At 70.9% G+C, this 14,953-nt stretch carries 11 protein-coding genes; 6 read left to right on the top strand and 5 right to left on the bottom strand.

What is annotated here, in order from left to right; genetic code table 11:
* Positions 1-2 precede the first annotated feature (2 nt).
* The 6 genes from ACGFZA_RS29625 (at position 3) to ACGFZA_RS29600 (ending at position 5,929) form a co-directional block, all read left to right on the top strand.
* A complete protein-coding gene (locus ACGFZA_RS29625) occupies positions 3-314 on the top strand; it encodes an urease subunit beta (RefSeq protein WP_393683106.1) in 312 nt (103 codons plus the stop codon).
* Entirely contained in the window at positions 307-2,028 is a 1,722-nt protein-coding gene (locus ACGFZA_RS29620) for an urease subunit alpha (RefSeq protein ID WP_393683104.1), read from the top strand. Before ACGFZA_RS29625 ends, ACGFZA_RS29620 begins: the two co-directional genes overlap by 8 nt.
* A gap of 13 nt (positions 2,029-2,041) precedes the next feature.
* Entirely contained in the window at positions 2,042-2,704 is a 663-nt protein-coding gene (locus ACGFZA_RS29615) for an urease accessory protein UreF (protein ID WP_385277122.1), read from the top strand.
* A gap of 50 nt (positions 2,705-2,754) precedes the next feature.
* Positions 2,755-3,432, top strand: coding sequence for an urease accessory protein UreG (ureG, locus tag ACGFZA_RS29610; RefSeq protein WP_385277124.1), 678 nt, complete (start codon positions 2,755-2,757; stop codon positions 3,430-3,432).
* A complete protein-coding gene (locus ACGFZA_RS29605; protein ID WP_393683101.1) occupies positions 3,429-4,196 on the top strand; it encodes an urease accessory protein UreD in 768 nt (255 codons plus the stop codon). The genes ureG and ACGFZA_RS29605 overlap by 4 nt, the downstream gene beginning before the upstream one ends.
* 155 nt (positions 4,197-4,351) lie before the next feature.
* Positions 4,352-5,929 carry an alpha/beta hydrolase gene (locus tag ACGFZA_RS29600; RefSeq protein ID WP_393683099.1) on the top strand — a complete coding sequence of 526 codons (1,578 nt, stop codon included), beginning with the start codon at positions 4,352-4,354 and terminating at the stop codon, positions 5,927-5,929.
* Between the two features lie 64 nt (positions 5,930-5,993).
* Here ACGFZA_RS29600 and ACGFZA_RS29595 read toward each other — a convergent pair whose 3' ends face one another.
* From ACGFZA_RS29595 to ACGFZA_RS29575, 5 genes are all read right to left on the bottom strand, one after another.
* Positions 5,994-7,043: an NAD-dependent epimerase/dehydratase family protein gene (locus ACGFZA_RS29595; RefSeq protein WP_393683097.1), complete on the bottom strand. Its 1,050-nt coding sequence runs from the start codon at positions 7,041-7,043 to the stop codon at positions 5,994-5,996.
* A 63-nt stretch (positions 7,044-7,106) separates the two neighbouring features.
* Entirely contained in the window at positions 7,107-7,820 is a 714-nt protein-coding gene (locus ACGFZA_RS29590) for a lysophospholipid acyltransferase family protein (RefSeq protein ID WP_393683095.1), read from the bottom strand.
* 325 nt (positions 7,821-8,145) lie between these two features.
* Positions 8,146-10,266: a glycoside hydrolase family 6 protein gene (locus tag ACGFZA_RS29585; protein ID WP_393683093.1), complete on the bottom strand. Its 2,121-nt coding sequence runs from the start codon at positions 10,264-10,266 to the stop codon at positions 8,146-8,148.
* A gap of 203 nt (positions 10,267-10,469) precedes the next feature.
* Positions 10,470-12,014: a cellulose binding domain-containing protein gene (locus ACGFZA_RS29580; protein WP_393683091.1), complete on the bottom strand. Its 1,545-nt coding sequence runs from the start codon at positions 12,012-12,014 to the stop codon at positions 10,470-10,472.
* The gene (locus ACGFZA_RS29575) at positions 12,011-14,767 is read right to left on the bottom strand and encodes a glycoside hydrolase family 48 protein (RefSeq protein ID WP_393683327.1); all 2,757 of its coding nucleotides are present in this window, start codon (positions 14,765-14,767) and stop codon (positions 12,011-12,013) included. Before ACGFZA_RS29575 ends, ACGFZA_RS29580 begins: the two co-directional genes overlap by 4 nt.
* Positions 14,768-14,953: the final 186 nt, after the last annotated feature.

The following is a 14,953-nucleotide window of genomic DNA, read 5'->3' as shown; positions in this document are numbered from 1 at the left end:
CGATGATCCCGGGAGAGATTCTGTACGCGGACGGGCCGGTGCCGATCAACGCGGGCCGGCCCGTCACCCGCCTCACCGTCCTCAACGCGGCCGACCGGCCGGTCCAGGTCGGTTCGCACTACCACTTCGCCGAAGCCAACCCCGGCCTCGCGTTCGACCGCGCGGCCGCCCGCGGACTGCGGCTGAACATCGCCGCGGGAACCGCCGTCCGGTTCGAGCCCGGTATCCCCGTCGACATCGAACTCGTCCCGCTGGCAGGGCGGCGGATCGTCCCGGGCCTGCGCGGCGAGACCGGAGGGCCCCTCGATGACTGAGCTCCACCGTGCCGTGTACGCCGACCTGTTCGGCCCCACCACCGGCGACCGGATCCGTCTCGCCGACACCGAGCTGCTCGTCGAGATCGAGGAGGACCGCTGCGGCGGACCCGGACGAGCCGGCGACGAAGCGGTGTTCGGCGGGGGAAAGGTGATCCGCGAGTCCATGGGGCAGGCGCGGACCACCCGCGCCGAAGGCGCTCCGGACACGGTGATCACCGGTGCCGTCGTCATCGACCACTGGGGCATCGTCAAGGCGGACATCGGCATCCGCGACGGCCGGATCACCGGGATCGGAAAGGCCGGCAACCCGGACACCATGGACGGCGTCCATCCCGACCTGGTGATCGGTCCCGAGACCGAAATCATCTCGGCGAACGGGAAGTTCCTGACCGCGGGCGCCATCGACGCACACGTTCACTTCATCTCGCCGACCCTTGTGGACCAGGCGCTCTCCAGCGGCATCACCACCCTGGTGGGCGGCGGCACCGGACCCGCCGAGGGTACGAAGGCCACCACCATCACCCCGGGTCCCTGGCACCTGGCCCGGATGTTCGAGGCGCTGGAGGCGTACCCCGTCAACATCGGGCTGCTCGGCAAGGGCAACACGATGTCCCACGACGCCATGCACTCCCAGCTCCGGGCGGGTGCGCTGGGGTTCAAGATCCATGAGGACTGGGGTGCGACACCCGCCGTCATCGACGCCTGCCTGCGGGTCTGCGAGGAGACCGGGGCCCAGCTCGCCATCCACACCGACACGCTCAACGAGGCCGGGTTCGTCGCCGACACCCTGGCCGCCATCGCCGGGCGCACCCTTCACGCGTACCACACCGAGGGCGCGGGCGGCGGGCATGCCCCCGACATCATCAGCGTCGTCTCGGAGCCGTACGTCCTGCCCAGCTCGACCAACCCGACGCGGCCGCACACCGTCAACACCATCGAGGAACACCTCGACATGCTGATGGTGTGCCACCACCTGAACCCCGCCGTGCCCGAGGATCTGGCGTTCGCGGAGTCACGGATCCGGCCCTCGACCATCGCGGCCGAGGACATCCTGCACGACCTCGGCGCCATCTCGATCATCTCCTCCGACTCGCAGGCCATGGGGCGCATAGGCGAGGTCGTCCTGCGTACCTGGCAGACCGCCCACGTGATGAAGAAGCGGCGCGGTTCGCTGCCGGGCGACGGGCGGGCCGACAACCACCGAGTCCGTCGCTACGTCGCCAAATACACCATCAACCCGGCGGTGGCCCAGGGGCTCGACCGGGAGATCGGCTCCGTGGAGACCGGCAAACTCGCCGACCTGGTCCTGTGGGAACCGGCCTTCTTCGGTGTCAAGCCGCAGACGGTCATCAAGGGCGGCCAGATCGCGTACGCGCAGATGGGCGACGCCAACGCCTCCATCCCCACCCCGCAACCCGTCCTGCCGCGCCCGATGTTCGGTGCGGTCGGCAGAGCCCCGGCCGCCAACTCGTTCAACTTCGTGTCGGGCGCGGCGATCGAGGACGGGCTGCCCGAACGGCTCGGGCTGGGAAAGCGGTTCGTGCCGATCACCAGTACCCGGGGCGTCACCAAGGCAGACATGCGGGAGAACGACGCGCTGCCCCGGGTCGACGTCGACCCCGACAGCTTCGCCGTGACGATCGACGGGGAGCCGGTGGAACCGGCCCCCGCCGCCGAACTCCCCATGGCCCAGCGCTATTTCCTCTTCTGAGAACGGAGGACGGATGAGCCGTGCCGCCCTGCTCGTCCTGGCCGACGGCCGGTTCCCCGCCGGTGGCCATGCCCACTCCGGCGGTGCCGAAGCCGCCGTCGTGGCGGGACGCATCCGCAACGCCGACGACCTCGCCGCCTTCTGCCGGGGCCGTCTGCACACGACCGGGCTCACCGCCGCGGCGCTCGCCGCGGCGGCCGCCCACGGGCACGACCCCCTGGCCCTGGACGAGGCCGCCGATGCCCGTACGCCCTCGCCCGCGCTGCGGGCCGTCGCCCGCAAGCTCGGCCGCCAGCTGATGAGGGCCGCCCGCGCGACCTGGCCGGACGAGGAGCTCGACGCGTTCGCCCTGGCCCGGCCGCGTGGCGGCCATCAGCCGGTCGTGCTCGGCCTGACCGCGCGCGCGGCAGGGCTCGGGCCCGAGGACGCCGCCCACTGCGTCGCGTACGAGACGGTCGGCGGGCCGGCCACGGCCGTCGTGAGGCTGCTCTCCCTCAACCCGTTCGACGCCACCGCCGTCCTGGCACGCCTCGCCCCGGAGCTCGACCGGGTGGCCGAGCAGGCCGCCGCCGCCGCGCACGGACCCATCGATCAACTGCCCGCAGCATCGGCTCCGTTGCTCGACATCTCCGCAGAGGCCCACGCCGTCCGCCCGGTCCGGCTCTTCGCCTCATGACCTCCGGTGCGCCGCACGGCGCGCCGCCCGAACCGCACAGGAGCCGCACCATGCACCTCGACCACTCACACCCGGGCCCGGCCGCTGTCGGCGCCGACGCCGCACGCCCCGACGGCACCCGGCGGGCCCTGCGCATCGGCCTCGGCGGGCCGGTCGGGTCCGGGAAGACCGCGACCGTGGCCGCGCTCTGCCGCGAGCTGCGCGACCGGCTGTCGCTGGCCGTCGTCACCAATGACATCTACACCCGTGAGGACGCGGCCTTCCTGCTGCGCAACGCGGTGCTGCCGCCCGAGCGGATCCAGGCCGTCGAAACCGGAGCCTGCCCGCACACCGCCATCCGCGACGACATATCCGCCAACCTCGAAGCCGTCGAGGATCTGGAGGACACGGTGGGACCGCTCGACCTCATCCTCGTGGAATCCGGCGGTGACAACCTCACGGCCACCTTCTCCAAGGGGCTCGTGGACGCCCAGATCTTCATCATCGACGTCGCGGGCGGCGACGACATCCCCCGTAAGGGCGGCCCCGGCGTCACCACGTCCGACCTGCTGGTGATCAACAAGACCGACCTGGCGCCGTACGTCGGCTCGGACCTCGGCCGGATGGCCCGCGATGCCGCACAGCAGCGCGGTGACCTGCCCGTCGCCTTCACCTCGCTCACCTCGGGCGAAGGAGTCCGTCCGGTCGCCGACTGGGTGCGGGGGCGTCTCGCCTCCTGGACGGCGTGAGCGTCCGGGGCAACGCCCGCGTCACCGCCGTACGCGACGGGCGCGGCATCACCACGCTCCCCGTTCTGGAGAGCGACGGGCCGCTCGCCCTGCGCCGGACGAGAGCCGCCCGGACCGGGGCCGCGCGGGTCACCGTCGTCGGCGCGATGAGCGCCCCGCTCGGCGGTGACCGGCTCGCCGTCGAGGTGCGGGCCGGGCAGGGCGCCCGGCTCACCGTCGACTCGGCGGCGGCCACGGTCGCCCTTCCCGGCCCCGGAGCGGAACCGGCCCACTACGACATCACGCTGGACGCCGAGGAGGGGGCCGAGCTCAACTGGTCCCCCGAGCAGCTTGTTTCGGCGCACGGCAGCGAACTCGTGATGACCACCGTCGTGCAACTCGCCCGCACCGCACGGCTGATGCTGCGCGAGGAACAGATTCTCGGCCGGCACGGAGAAAGCACCGGCACGCTCCTGAGCAGGCTCACCGTCCGCCGCTGCGGACGTCCCCTCCTCGATCAGCAGCTGGCGTACGGGCCTGGCGCACCGGGCGGCTGGGACGGCCCGGCCGCGCTCGGCGGCCATCGCGCCCTCGGCCAACTGCTCTGCGTGGACCCGGCCTTCGACGGCAAGGGACCGGAATCCCGGCTGCTGGGATCCACCGCCGTACTCACCAGGCTCGCCGGCCCCGCCGTTCTGGTGACCGCGCTCGCCGCCGACGCGAGGGAGCTGCGCTCCGTGCTGGACCGGGCAGCGGACGAACTGGCGCCCTCCACCGAGGGCTGAACTCCGCTGGCAGGACATCACTGTCCGGTTATCGATTCGGTAAAGAAGTAGGTGTGTGATCTGTCCTCAGGCAGCTCACAGGAGACAGGATCCGCGGAAGGTACCGACTGAACAGCGCCGCACCCGAAGGCGCTTCACCATGGGGGAGGTTCCACTTGAGACGCACAGCAGCGCTCGGCTCGGCCGGCGCTCTGATCGCGGGCACGCTCATAGCGGGCGCGATAGCCGCACCGGCTGCCACCGCCGACGGCCGCCACCACAACGGCTCCGAGGCGCGCGGCGTCCAGCTCGCCGCGGCACGCGCGGCCAGGGCCGGCATCGACTGGGCGGACTGTCCGGCCGACTGGGCCATCGCAGCGCCGATCCAGTGCGGATGGGTCACCGTCCCGCTCGACTACGCCAGGCCCGACGGCAAACAGATCAAGATAGCCGTCGACCGGCATGTCAGCACCGGAACCAGCAGTGAGCGCCAGGGCGCCCTGATCTACAACCCGGGCGGTCCCGGCGGCTCGGGCATGGCGTTCCCCAAGCGGATCGCGACGAAGAGCCCGCTCTGGCTCAACACGGCCAAGGCTTACGACTTCGTGGGCTTCGACCCCCGAGGCGTCGGCCATTCGGCGCCGATCTCCTGCATCGACCCGCAGGAGTTCGTCAAGGCGCCCAAGGCCGACCCGGTGCCCGACACCGAGGCCGACAAGCGTGCCCAGCGCAAGCTCGCCGCCGAGTACGCGGACGGCTGCGCCGAACGCAGCGGCGACATGCTGCCGCACATGACGACGCCGAACACCGCACGCGACCTGGACGTCATCCGCGCCGCGCTCGGTGAGAAGAAGCTCAACTACCTGGGCGTCTCCTACGGCACCTACCTGGGCGCGGTCTACGGCACGCTGTTCCCGTCCCACGTCCGCCGCATGGTCGTCGACAGCGTCGTCAACCCGGCGAAGGACAACATCTGGTACCAGGCGAACCTCAACCAGGACATCGCCTTCCAGAAGCGCTGGGACGACTGGAAGGCCTGGGTCGCGGCCAACGACGCCACCTTCCACATCGGCGACACGCCGCAGAAGGTGGAACAGGAGTGGCTGAAGCTGCGCGCAGCAGCCAAGAAGAGCCCGATCGGCGGCGTCCTCGGCCCCGCCGAACTCATCGGCTTCTTCCAGAGCGCCCCGTACTACGACTCCGCCTGGGCACCCACCGCCCGGACCTGGAGCGCCTACCGGGCCGGGGACACCCAGGCACTGCTCGACGCCGCCGCCCCCGACCTGTCGGACACCGCGGGCAACATCCGGTCCGAGAACAGCAACGCCGTGTACACGGCGGTCGAGTGCGCCGACGCCAAGTGGCCCACCAGCTGGCAGAAGTGGGACCGCGACAACACCCGGCTGCACAAGGACTACCCGTTCATGACGTGGGCCAACGCCTGGATGAACCTTCCCTGTGCGACCTGGCAGGCCAAGCAGCAGACCCCGCTGGACGTCCGCACCGGCAAGGGACTGCCGCCGGTGCTGATCGTGCAGTCCACGCGTGACGCCGCCACTCCGTACGAGGGCGCCGTCGAGCTGCACAAGCGCTTCAGGGGCTCGCGCCTCATCACGGAGGCGGGCGCCGGATCGCACGGCGTCACCGGCCTGGTCAACCCCTGCATCAACGAGCGGGTGGACAGCTACCTGCTCACCGGGGCGACCGACCGGCGCGATGTGACGTGCACCCCGCACGCCACGCCGAAGCCGTAGGACCCGGGTGACGGACGGGCCGCCGGCAGACTGCCGGCGGCCCGTTCCTGTCGGTGCGCCCGGCTCACACCCCCCGGTCGTACCGCTCCAGCCAGGCGTCCTCCGCCGCGTAGTCGAAGAGCCCGGTGCCGTAGGCGCGCACCATCGCCGGATAGGCGTCCGTCCAGTCGCGGCCCGCCAGCTGCCCGACGATCCACTCGACCGTCTCCGGCAGCGACTCGGCGTAGCCCGTCACCGCCCGGTACCCGAGCTCCCGCTCCGCCGCGCTCATGTCGTACACGACGGGATGCGGAGTGCTCCAGGGCGTGTCACCCACGCCCTCCGGTGTGGCGGCCCCCGGCATCAGTACGGTCTGCGCGCTCCGGCCCAGGACCGCGTCCACCGCCTCGCCGATCTCCGCGACCGTCGGTGCCTGCGGATCGGCGGCGTTGAGCACCCGCGAGCCCGGCTTCAGAGCGGCGAGGCGGATCAGCTCCGCCACATTGGCGGCATGGACGGGATGGAAGCGCGAGGTTCCCCCGTACGCCAGGACCCGCCGCGTGCGGCCGTCCAGGGCCCGCTTCACGAAGTAGAGCTCCCGCGGTGAGCGGCAGTACGGACCGTGGACCGCCCCCGCCCGCAGCAGGGTGACCGGCAGTGTGTCACCCGCCGCCAGCAGGTCCTGCTCCAGCCGCACCTTCCGCGTCGCGTAGGTGGCCCCGCCCGGCGCGACCGTGGCCTGCGACTCCGGGACCGGAACCGGGTAGCGCGGCGCCCCGTCCGGCTCGCCCTGGGTGTCGAAGTTGCGGCCGCGATCGTCCTCGTACACCGCACCGCTGGAGATGACCACCGCGGAACCGATGCGGTCCGAGAGCGCCGTCAGCTGCCGGGCGTGCTGCTCTCCGTACGCCACCATGTCGACCAGCACGTCACAGCCGTCGCTTAGCGCCGCCGCGAGCGCGCCGTCCTCGTCGCGGTCCAGTGCGACCGTGCGGACGTCCTCGTGCCCACCCGTGTCACGGCCGCCGCTGCGCGAGGCGGCGGTGACGTCCCAGCCGTCCTCGACGAGCGAGCGCACCGCGGCCCGTCCGATCTGACCCTTTGCTCCCAGCACCCATGCATGTCCCTTGCTCATGCACGCAGGCTAGGCGGCGCCGGGTGCCCGGAACAGCGGGGTTCACCGACCGCGAATCCGCCGTCAGCGTCGACGTTTCGGGAACTTCCCCGCACCTTCCCGCTGTTCGGCCGCCTTCACCTTGGCCGCGTACTCGTCGACGTACTCCTGACCGGAGAGACCGAGAATCGCGTACATGATCTCGTCGGTGACCGCCCGGATCGCCGCCTTCTCGTTCTCCAGACCGGCGTAGCGCGAGAAGTCCAGCGGTTCACCGAAGCGGATGGTGACCTGTTTGATGCGCGGGACGGCCTTCCCCGGCGGCTGGATCTCGAACGTGCCGACCATCGCGCACGGCACCACCGGAACCTGCGCCCGGATGGCCATCACCGCCACACCGACCTTGCCCTTGTAGAGCCGGCCGTCGTGCGAACGGGTGCCCTCCGGGTAGATCCCGAGCAGCTCGCCCCTGCCCAGCACCCCGATCCCCTCGCGGATCGCCGCCTGCCCCGCCTCCTTGCCCGACCGGTCCACCGGGATCTGCCCGGCACTGCGGAAGAACGCGGCGGTCAGACGGCCCTTCACACCGGGCCCGGTGAAGTACTCCGCCTTCGCGAGGAAGGTGACCCGCCGCTTGATGATCGCCGGCATCAGGAAGTGGTCGGAGAAGGACAGGTGGTTGCCTGCGATGATGGCCGCGCCCTCCGCCGGAATGTTCTCCATCCCCTTGATGACGGGACGGAAGAACAGCCGCAGCAGCGGCCCCAGGACGACGTACTTGAGCACGTAATAGAACACGGGCGGCTCCAAGCTCTGACGGATGGGCTCCGGGGCTGCGTTCTCCCAGGTCAGCGAATGTCTGTGTGGGAACAGCCTAGGGCCGCCCCGCGATTCTTGTAACCGTCCGCGACCGCGGCGACTTGATGTCGTGCGTGCGGGCGCGGATCCGGATCCCTCGGCGCCGCCGCGGCGGCGGGCGTCACCGTTCCCGCGGTGCTCCGAGGGCCGCGCGCACATGACACCGCCCCCTGCCGGTCCTCCGGCAGGGGGCGGGTCCGTTGGGAGACCCGGGGCCCGGCCCCCGCCACCGTGTCAGGACGGGGACGGGGGCCGGATCGCGGGATCAGGGGGCGGTGCCCCAGGAGAGCGCGCCGGTGATGTACACACCGATCTTGGCCGCGTCGGCGAAGGTCGTCGACGTGGAACGGCTGTAGTCGTCCGCCTCGTTGAAGTTGGACCAGTCGCTCTTGTTCAGCCGCAGCTGCATCTCACCCGTGGACGCGCCGGCCGCCAGGGTGCCGCTGCCGAAGCCGACCTCCAGGTAGTGGCTGGCACCGGCCGCCGAGCCGGCGGTCTTCACACCGTGTGTCAGGTTCCCGCAGCCGATGACCGCGTAGTCGCACGAGGTACCGAAGGTGGAGGCACCCGCCTCGGGCGTGAACCAGTAGCGCAGCTTCACCGTGGACAGGTCCACGGCGGTGCTGCCGGTGTTGACCAGCTGCAGGCCCATCCGGATCTGGTTGTCGGTCGCGGAGGAGTCGGTGTTCTTGTACTGGACCTTGAGCGTGCCCGTTCCGGTGCCGCCGCCCGCGGACGTGGTGGCGGACAGTGCCGAGGAGGCCGCCGAGACGTTTCCGGCCGCGTCCTTCGCCTTGACCGTGTAGCTGTACGCGGTCGACGCCGACAGACCCGAGTCCGTGTACGAGGTCGTGGTGGAGGAGCCCACCTTCACGCCGCCGCGGAACACGTCGTAGCCGGTCACCGCGGTGTTGTCGGTGGACGCCGTCCAGGACAGCGAGACGCTGCCACTGGTCTTCGCCGTCACGGTCACACCGGTCGGCGCGGTCGGCGCCTGGGTGTCGCTGCCGCCGCCCGGGTTGCCGCCACCGTTGATCGGCGGGTAGGCGTTGCGCACGAGCTCCTGGAACTGCGCGGAGAACCAGTGGCCCGCGAGCGGGGAGTTCGCCAGGGCGCCGGTCATGCTGTTGCCGTTGCGGCCGTTACCGGTGTACGTGGGGTCGCACATCCGGTCGAAGCCCTTGCCCTCGTCGTTGTCGATGGGGGCGCTGTTGCCGTCCGACTCCCCCGGGGGCTTGGCCCAGACGTACGCGTCGATTCCCGCCTCGGGGGCAGCGGTGGGACGCTCGCCGATGCCGGCGCCGCTCTGGTTGCACCAGTTGCCGGCGTGGATACGCCGGTCGACCCGGCCGCCGTTGACGTAGTCGTCCACGCTGGTCAGCGGGCCGGGACCGGTGGGCCGTGCGGAGCCGCCCCAGCCGTTGCGGGCCGTGTCGATCAGCATGCCGATGTTGGAGTTGAAGCCCTGGCCCACCAGCAGCGTACGCAGCGCCTGGGCAAACGACAGCTCATCGTTGTAGTAGTTCCAGTCGACCCACTTGGACTGGCGCACCGTGGTGCCGTTCACCGAGTCGGTGATCTTGAAGTTCGGCTCCTTGAGAGCCGAGTAGTTGGCCGTGTTCACGATGAAGCCGGTCACGTCGTTGACCGTGGCGCCCTCGGACGTGGCGGCCTTCTTGAACTCCGTGGCGGCCGGGCCCATGTTGCTGTCCCAGCCCAGCCAGCCGTGGTGGGCGGCGTCGATGTAGTTGTAGACGTTCGGGATGGCGCCGAGGGTGTGCAGGGCGTAGCCGACACCCTTCTCGTAGTTGCCGTTCGCCTTCATCGTCGCGCAGGCGTCGGTGGAACCGGCGGTGCCGCCCGCGTTGGTGACGATGTTGGGCAGCGAGTCGGGCTCGATGATGGTGACGATCCGCAGGCTGGCGTAAGCCGGGTCGGCGAGGATGTCGGAGATCGGGTCGATGTACTCGTTCTTGTACCGGTCCAGCTCCGTCGGGCCGAGCTCACCGTTCGAGGCCAGCGCCGCGCAGTCGCGTCCCGGCAGGTCGTAGATGACGACCTGGAACAGGTTCGCGCCCTGGTCCAGCGCGGTGTCCAGGTGCTCGCGCAGGCTCATCGCGGAGGCCGAGCCCTCGATGGCCGCGATGCGGTCCATCCAGACGAAGGCCGGAGTGTCGGCGATGGCGGCGCCACCCGGTTCGGCCGCCGCCTTGGCGGACCAGTCCGGGTTCACGTACGCCGTGGCGCCCACATAGGGGTTGTCGACCCGCGCGGCCGCCGAGGCGGTGGTGGGTATCGCCACCATCAGCGCCGCGCCCATGGCCAGGGCGGAGACTGCTGCCAGCCTCCGGCGCAGCCCGTGCTTGATCGTGCCTCTGGTACTCATTGCGGCTCCGTGCTCCTCTCGTACGCCCGCGGAAGTTCTCCGCGGACGGCTTGTGGGGGTGTTGCTCCGGGTCGCCGTCGGCGGGGACGGTGACCCGTGGTCCGTCGGTGAGGACGGTGGTGGTTCCCCGATGGCGGGCAGAGCGGGGTGAATGGATAGCCCGCCATCGGGAGTTCGTCGGCCGGCCGGCCGTTCGGGGCCGGTCATGGGGCGGTGCCCGCGGACAGGGCGCCGTTGACGTACACCCCGACCTTCGAGGCGTCGGCGAAGGCCGTGTTGGCGGCCCTGCTGTAGTCGTCGGTCTCGTCGAAGGAGGACCAGTCGGCCTTGTTGAGCCGCAGCTGGAGCTCTCCGGTGGAGGCGCCGGGGGCCAGGCTGCCGCCGGTGAAGCCGACCTCCAGGTAGTGGTCCGCGCCCGGCCCGGCGGAACCGGACGGCGTCACGCGGTGGGTGACCTTGCCGCAGCCGAGCACCGCGTAGTCGCACGAGGTGCCGTACGAGGCGGAGCCGGACTCGCCGCTGAACCAGTAGCGCAGGGCGACCTTGCTCAGGTCCACCGCCGTGGTGCCGGTGTTGACCAGCTGGAGGCCGGGCCTGATCTGGTTGTCGCCGGGCGACGCGTCGTTGTTCTTGTACTGGACCTTGAGCGCGCCGGTGCTTCCTCCGCCGCCTGCCGCGGTGGTCGCGCTGACCGCCGCGGAGGCCGCCGAGGTGTTCCCTGCCGCGTCCCTGGCCCGCACGGTGTAGCTGTGCGAGGACGAGGCGGCGAGACCGGTGTCGGTGAACGAGGCGGACGCGGTGGAGCCCGCCTTCACCCCGTCGCGGTAGACGTCGTACCCGCTGACCCCGGTGTCGTCCGTCGCCGGGGTCCAGGTCAGCGAGACCGAACTGCCGGTCGTGCCGGTCACGGCCACGCCCGTCGGCACCGTCGGTGCCCGGGTGTCCTCCGCGCCGCCACCGGACTCCGTGCTCGCCTCGAAGGAGAACCGGTTCATCCCGAGGCCCTGACCGCCCTGCCAGATCTCGAACCCGGCCTCGGCGTCGATGAGGTAGTGCGCCGGGTCGATCGACCCGCGGCCCACGCCGTCGTCGATCAGGTCCTTCACATCGAAGTCGGCGAGCTCGGTGGCGCCGCCCTGGAGGACGTACGAGATCACCTTCCAGCCCGAGGCGCCGGGACCGGTCCACACGTCCCAGTTCCGGCCGTCGAGCTGCACGGTCGCGGTGCGGGACCCGATCGGCTGGACGCCCCCGCGGTGGTTCATCCAGATCATGACCTCGGTGCCGTCCGGCTGGTCGTCGGTGACCGGCGCCGAGTTGAACCAGATGTCCATCGACACGTTGTACGCGCCGGAGCCGACCTGGGTGGTCGACCAGTCGGTGCGTACGCTGCCCAGCTCGTCGACGCGCAGCGGCAGCCCGCTGTTTGTCGTGCACGCTCCCCAGTGACAGCCCTTGTAGCTGGACGGGTACGTCGCCGGCGCGCCGTTCGTCGGCAGGGAGAACGAGGACTTGGTGACGCTCCAGGCGCCCGTGGCCGGATCGACGCTGACGCACTGCTCGGTCTCGGAGTTCCACTCGTTCTGCTGGTAGAGGTACTCCCCGCCCCGCAGCTCGGTGGTGCCCCACGGGGTGCAGTCGGTGACCGGTGCGGCCGAGGCGGCCGGGGCGCCGGTGAGCATCGACGCGGCGGCGAGCACGAGCGCCGCCCCCGCCCCCGCCAGCGCCGGCAGCCTCGGGCCGGTCACGGCTCGACCCCCCAGGCAAGGGTGCCGGCGACGTAGGCGCCCACCTTGGAGGCGTCCGCGTACGCGGTGTTGGTGGCCCGGCTGTAGTCGTTGCCCTCGTTGAAGTTGGACCAGTCGCTCTTGTTGAGCCGCAGCTGGACCTCACCCGTCGACGCGCCTGCGGCCAGCGTGCCGGCACCACCGGTGAAGCCGACCTCCAGATAGCGGTCGGCACCCGTCTTCGGGCTGGACACGGCGACCACCGAGTGGGTGATGTTGGACGAGCCGAGCGCGGCGTAGTCGCAGTACGTGCCGAAGGTGCTCGGGCCGCCGTCGGAGGTGAACCAGTAGCGCACCTTCACCGTTGACAGGTCGATCGGGGCGCTGCCCGTGTTCACTACCTGCAGGCCGAGCCTGATCTGGTTGTCGGTGGCGGACGAGTCGGTGTTCTTGTACTGGACCTTCACCGCGCCGGTGCCGGTCGAGCCTCCGCTCTTCGTGGTGGCGGTGACCGCGGCCGACATTGCCGAGGTGTTGCCGCCCGCGTCCCGTGCCGCGACCGCGTAGCTGTACTCGGTCGCCGCGGCGAGGCCCGGGTCGGTGAACGTCCGGGTGGTGGCGTTGCCCGCCAGTACCCCGTTGCGGTACACGTCGTAGCCGGTCACGGCCACGTTGTCGGTGGCGGCCGACCAGGAGAGCGAGACACTGCTGCTGGTCGTCGCGGTCACGGTGAGACCGGCCGGTACCGTCGGTGCCTCGGTGTCCCCGCCCGGCTCGCTGCCGCCCTCCACCAGCAGCTCCGCGTAGATCGCGAAGGCCAGGGCGAGCGCCGCCTGCGCCCAGAACCGGTGGTAGGTGAAGGTGGGGGCCGCGCCGCCGTCCAGGTAGGCCTGCACCTTCGGCCAGTCCGGGTCGTCGCGGTACCAGCTCCGGATGTCGATGAAGGTCGACCCCGGCTCGACGGTGTCGCCGTTCGGCATCGTGCCCGACCATCCGGCCGGGATGTACACCTCGTCGTTGAAGCGGTTGTAGTCCTTCCTGGTCTCCGGCACCGAGATGCCCTTGGCGGTCGCGTTCAGCGCCATCGCGTCCAGCAGCGCCTTGGCGAGCGCCGCCGCGTTCTGGTCACCCGACTTGGCTGCGTAGTAGGTGAGGGTCTTGACGTACGCAGCGCCCACACCGACGTCGTTGGCGTAGTCCACCACCGTGACGTGCAGGCCCGCGTTGGTCCCGGGGGACGCCGCGTTCCAGGTGTCGGGCTGGCCCGACCAGTTGAGCGTGGAGGGGAAGCGGAAGCTGCCGTCGGCGCCCACCGTCGTCTCGGACGAGGCCCAGGCGACCCACTTGGACAGCACGGCCTTCGCGGACGCGTTGCCCGTCTCGTGGTAGTAGGCCGCGAGGCGCTCCATGCCCCACGCCTGGAAGCCGAACCAGTTGTTGCTCGCCGGGTCGTGGTAGACCGGCTGCCAGTCGTACGCCATGCCGTAGAAGGTCGGTGTGCCGGCGGGCGGCTTGCTGTAACTCCCCTCCCAACTGTTGGTGCAGCCGCCCGCGAACGCGCCCTCGCTCGACTGCAGCCAGGTCAGGAACTCCAGCTGCCGGGTCAGGCTCTTGGTCCAGTCGCCCTTGGCCGTGGCCGACTTGGGGGTCAGCGCCGGTACGTTGGACAGCGCGTAGGCCGCCAACGGGTTCTGGTAGCCCTGGTGCGAGGCGCTGTCACCGATGCGCCAGGCCCATCCGCCGCCGCTGCCCGCCGCGGCGCCGCCCCAGGCGTAGTACCAGGACAGCAGGTAGTGCTGGGAGTCGCGGCCGGAACCGGCCGGGCAGGAGGCCGGATCGGTGCAGTCGCCGACCCTCTTGAAGTACTTGTCGAACATGGCGTAGCGGAGGTAGTCGCCCATCTTGGCGGCCTTCGCGAGCGAGCCGGCGACCTCGCTCCCCTTGCCCTGGGCCGTGGCCCAGCGGTACGCCCAGTAGGCAGCCTGCACCGCGCGGGCGTCGGCGTCCGGCGCGTTGGTGTACTTCCACTGCTTGGCGTAACTGGAGTCGCCCACGAACAGATCGAGATATCCGTTGGGACCGCCGTACTTGAACAGGTCCGTGGTGGGCTGGGGGACCGTCTCCCACACCGATTCCTGCGCGCCGCGCTGGTAGGTGTTGATGAAGGAGGCGCCGGCGCCCGGCCCGGCCTCGCCACCGGTGCCCGGCTTGTTGCCGTAGCCGTAGACGTTGTCCAGGTCCATCAGCCAGTGCATGCCGTAGACGTCCATCGTCCCGTAGGACGCGGCGAGTTCCGTGGCGAGCGGGTCCGCGCCGGACTTGACCGTGCCGTCCAGCGCGGAGGGATAGGCGCTGGGCAGCGGGTGTTCGGGGGCGTAGGTCGCGGGGGACGACGGGTTGTAGGAGTCGGCGGTCGACTGGTCGGCGTGCTGGGGGATGATGGTCTTCTCGGCCACCGCCCAGGCCGCGTTGAAGGGCGCCCAGTCGCCGGTCACCCGGCCGTACGCAGCCTCCAGCCACATCCAGAAGCTGACGGCCTCCGACGTGGTCTGGTGGCCGTGGTCGGGTGCCTCGACCATCAGGGTCTCGACCGAGTGGTACGGCAGGCCGTCCGGGCTGAAGTAGCCGTTGGCGGAGGCCTTGATCTTGCCGTACTGGGTGAGGAAGGCCTGCGTGTACGGGTCGTCGGCCGCGGCCGCACGGGCGCCGGTGCCGGCCGCCGGGGATGCGGGCTGGGCGATGGCGGTGCCCTGTACCAGGCCCGCGGCGAGCAGGCTGCCGCCCAGGGCGCTGCTGAATGTTCTACGAGATATCGACACAAATCCTCCATTGGCGGGTGTCGTCGGGGGGGAGGGAGGGGGGAAGAGGGGGACGGGGGTTGAGCGGGAAGTGCGGCGGGGAACGTGAGCGGGGAAGTGCGGCGGGGAGCCCCGGCGGGGAAGTGCGGCGGGGAGTGGAAG

The organism is Streptomyces sp. NPDC048211 (assembly GCF_043202315.1).
In the GTDB taxonomy this organism is placed as follows: domain Bacteria; phylum Actinomycetota; class Actinomycetes; order Streptomycetales; family Streptomycetaceae; genus Streptomyces.
Note: the sequence above shows the minus strand (reverse complement) of the source record. Positions and strands in the feature narration are given on the sequence as shown.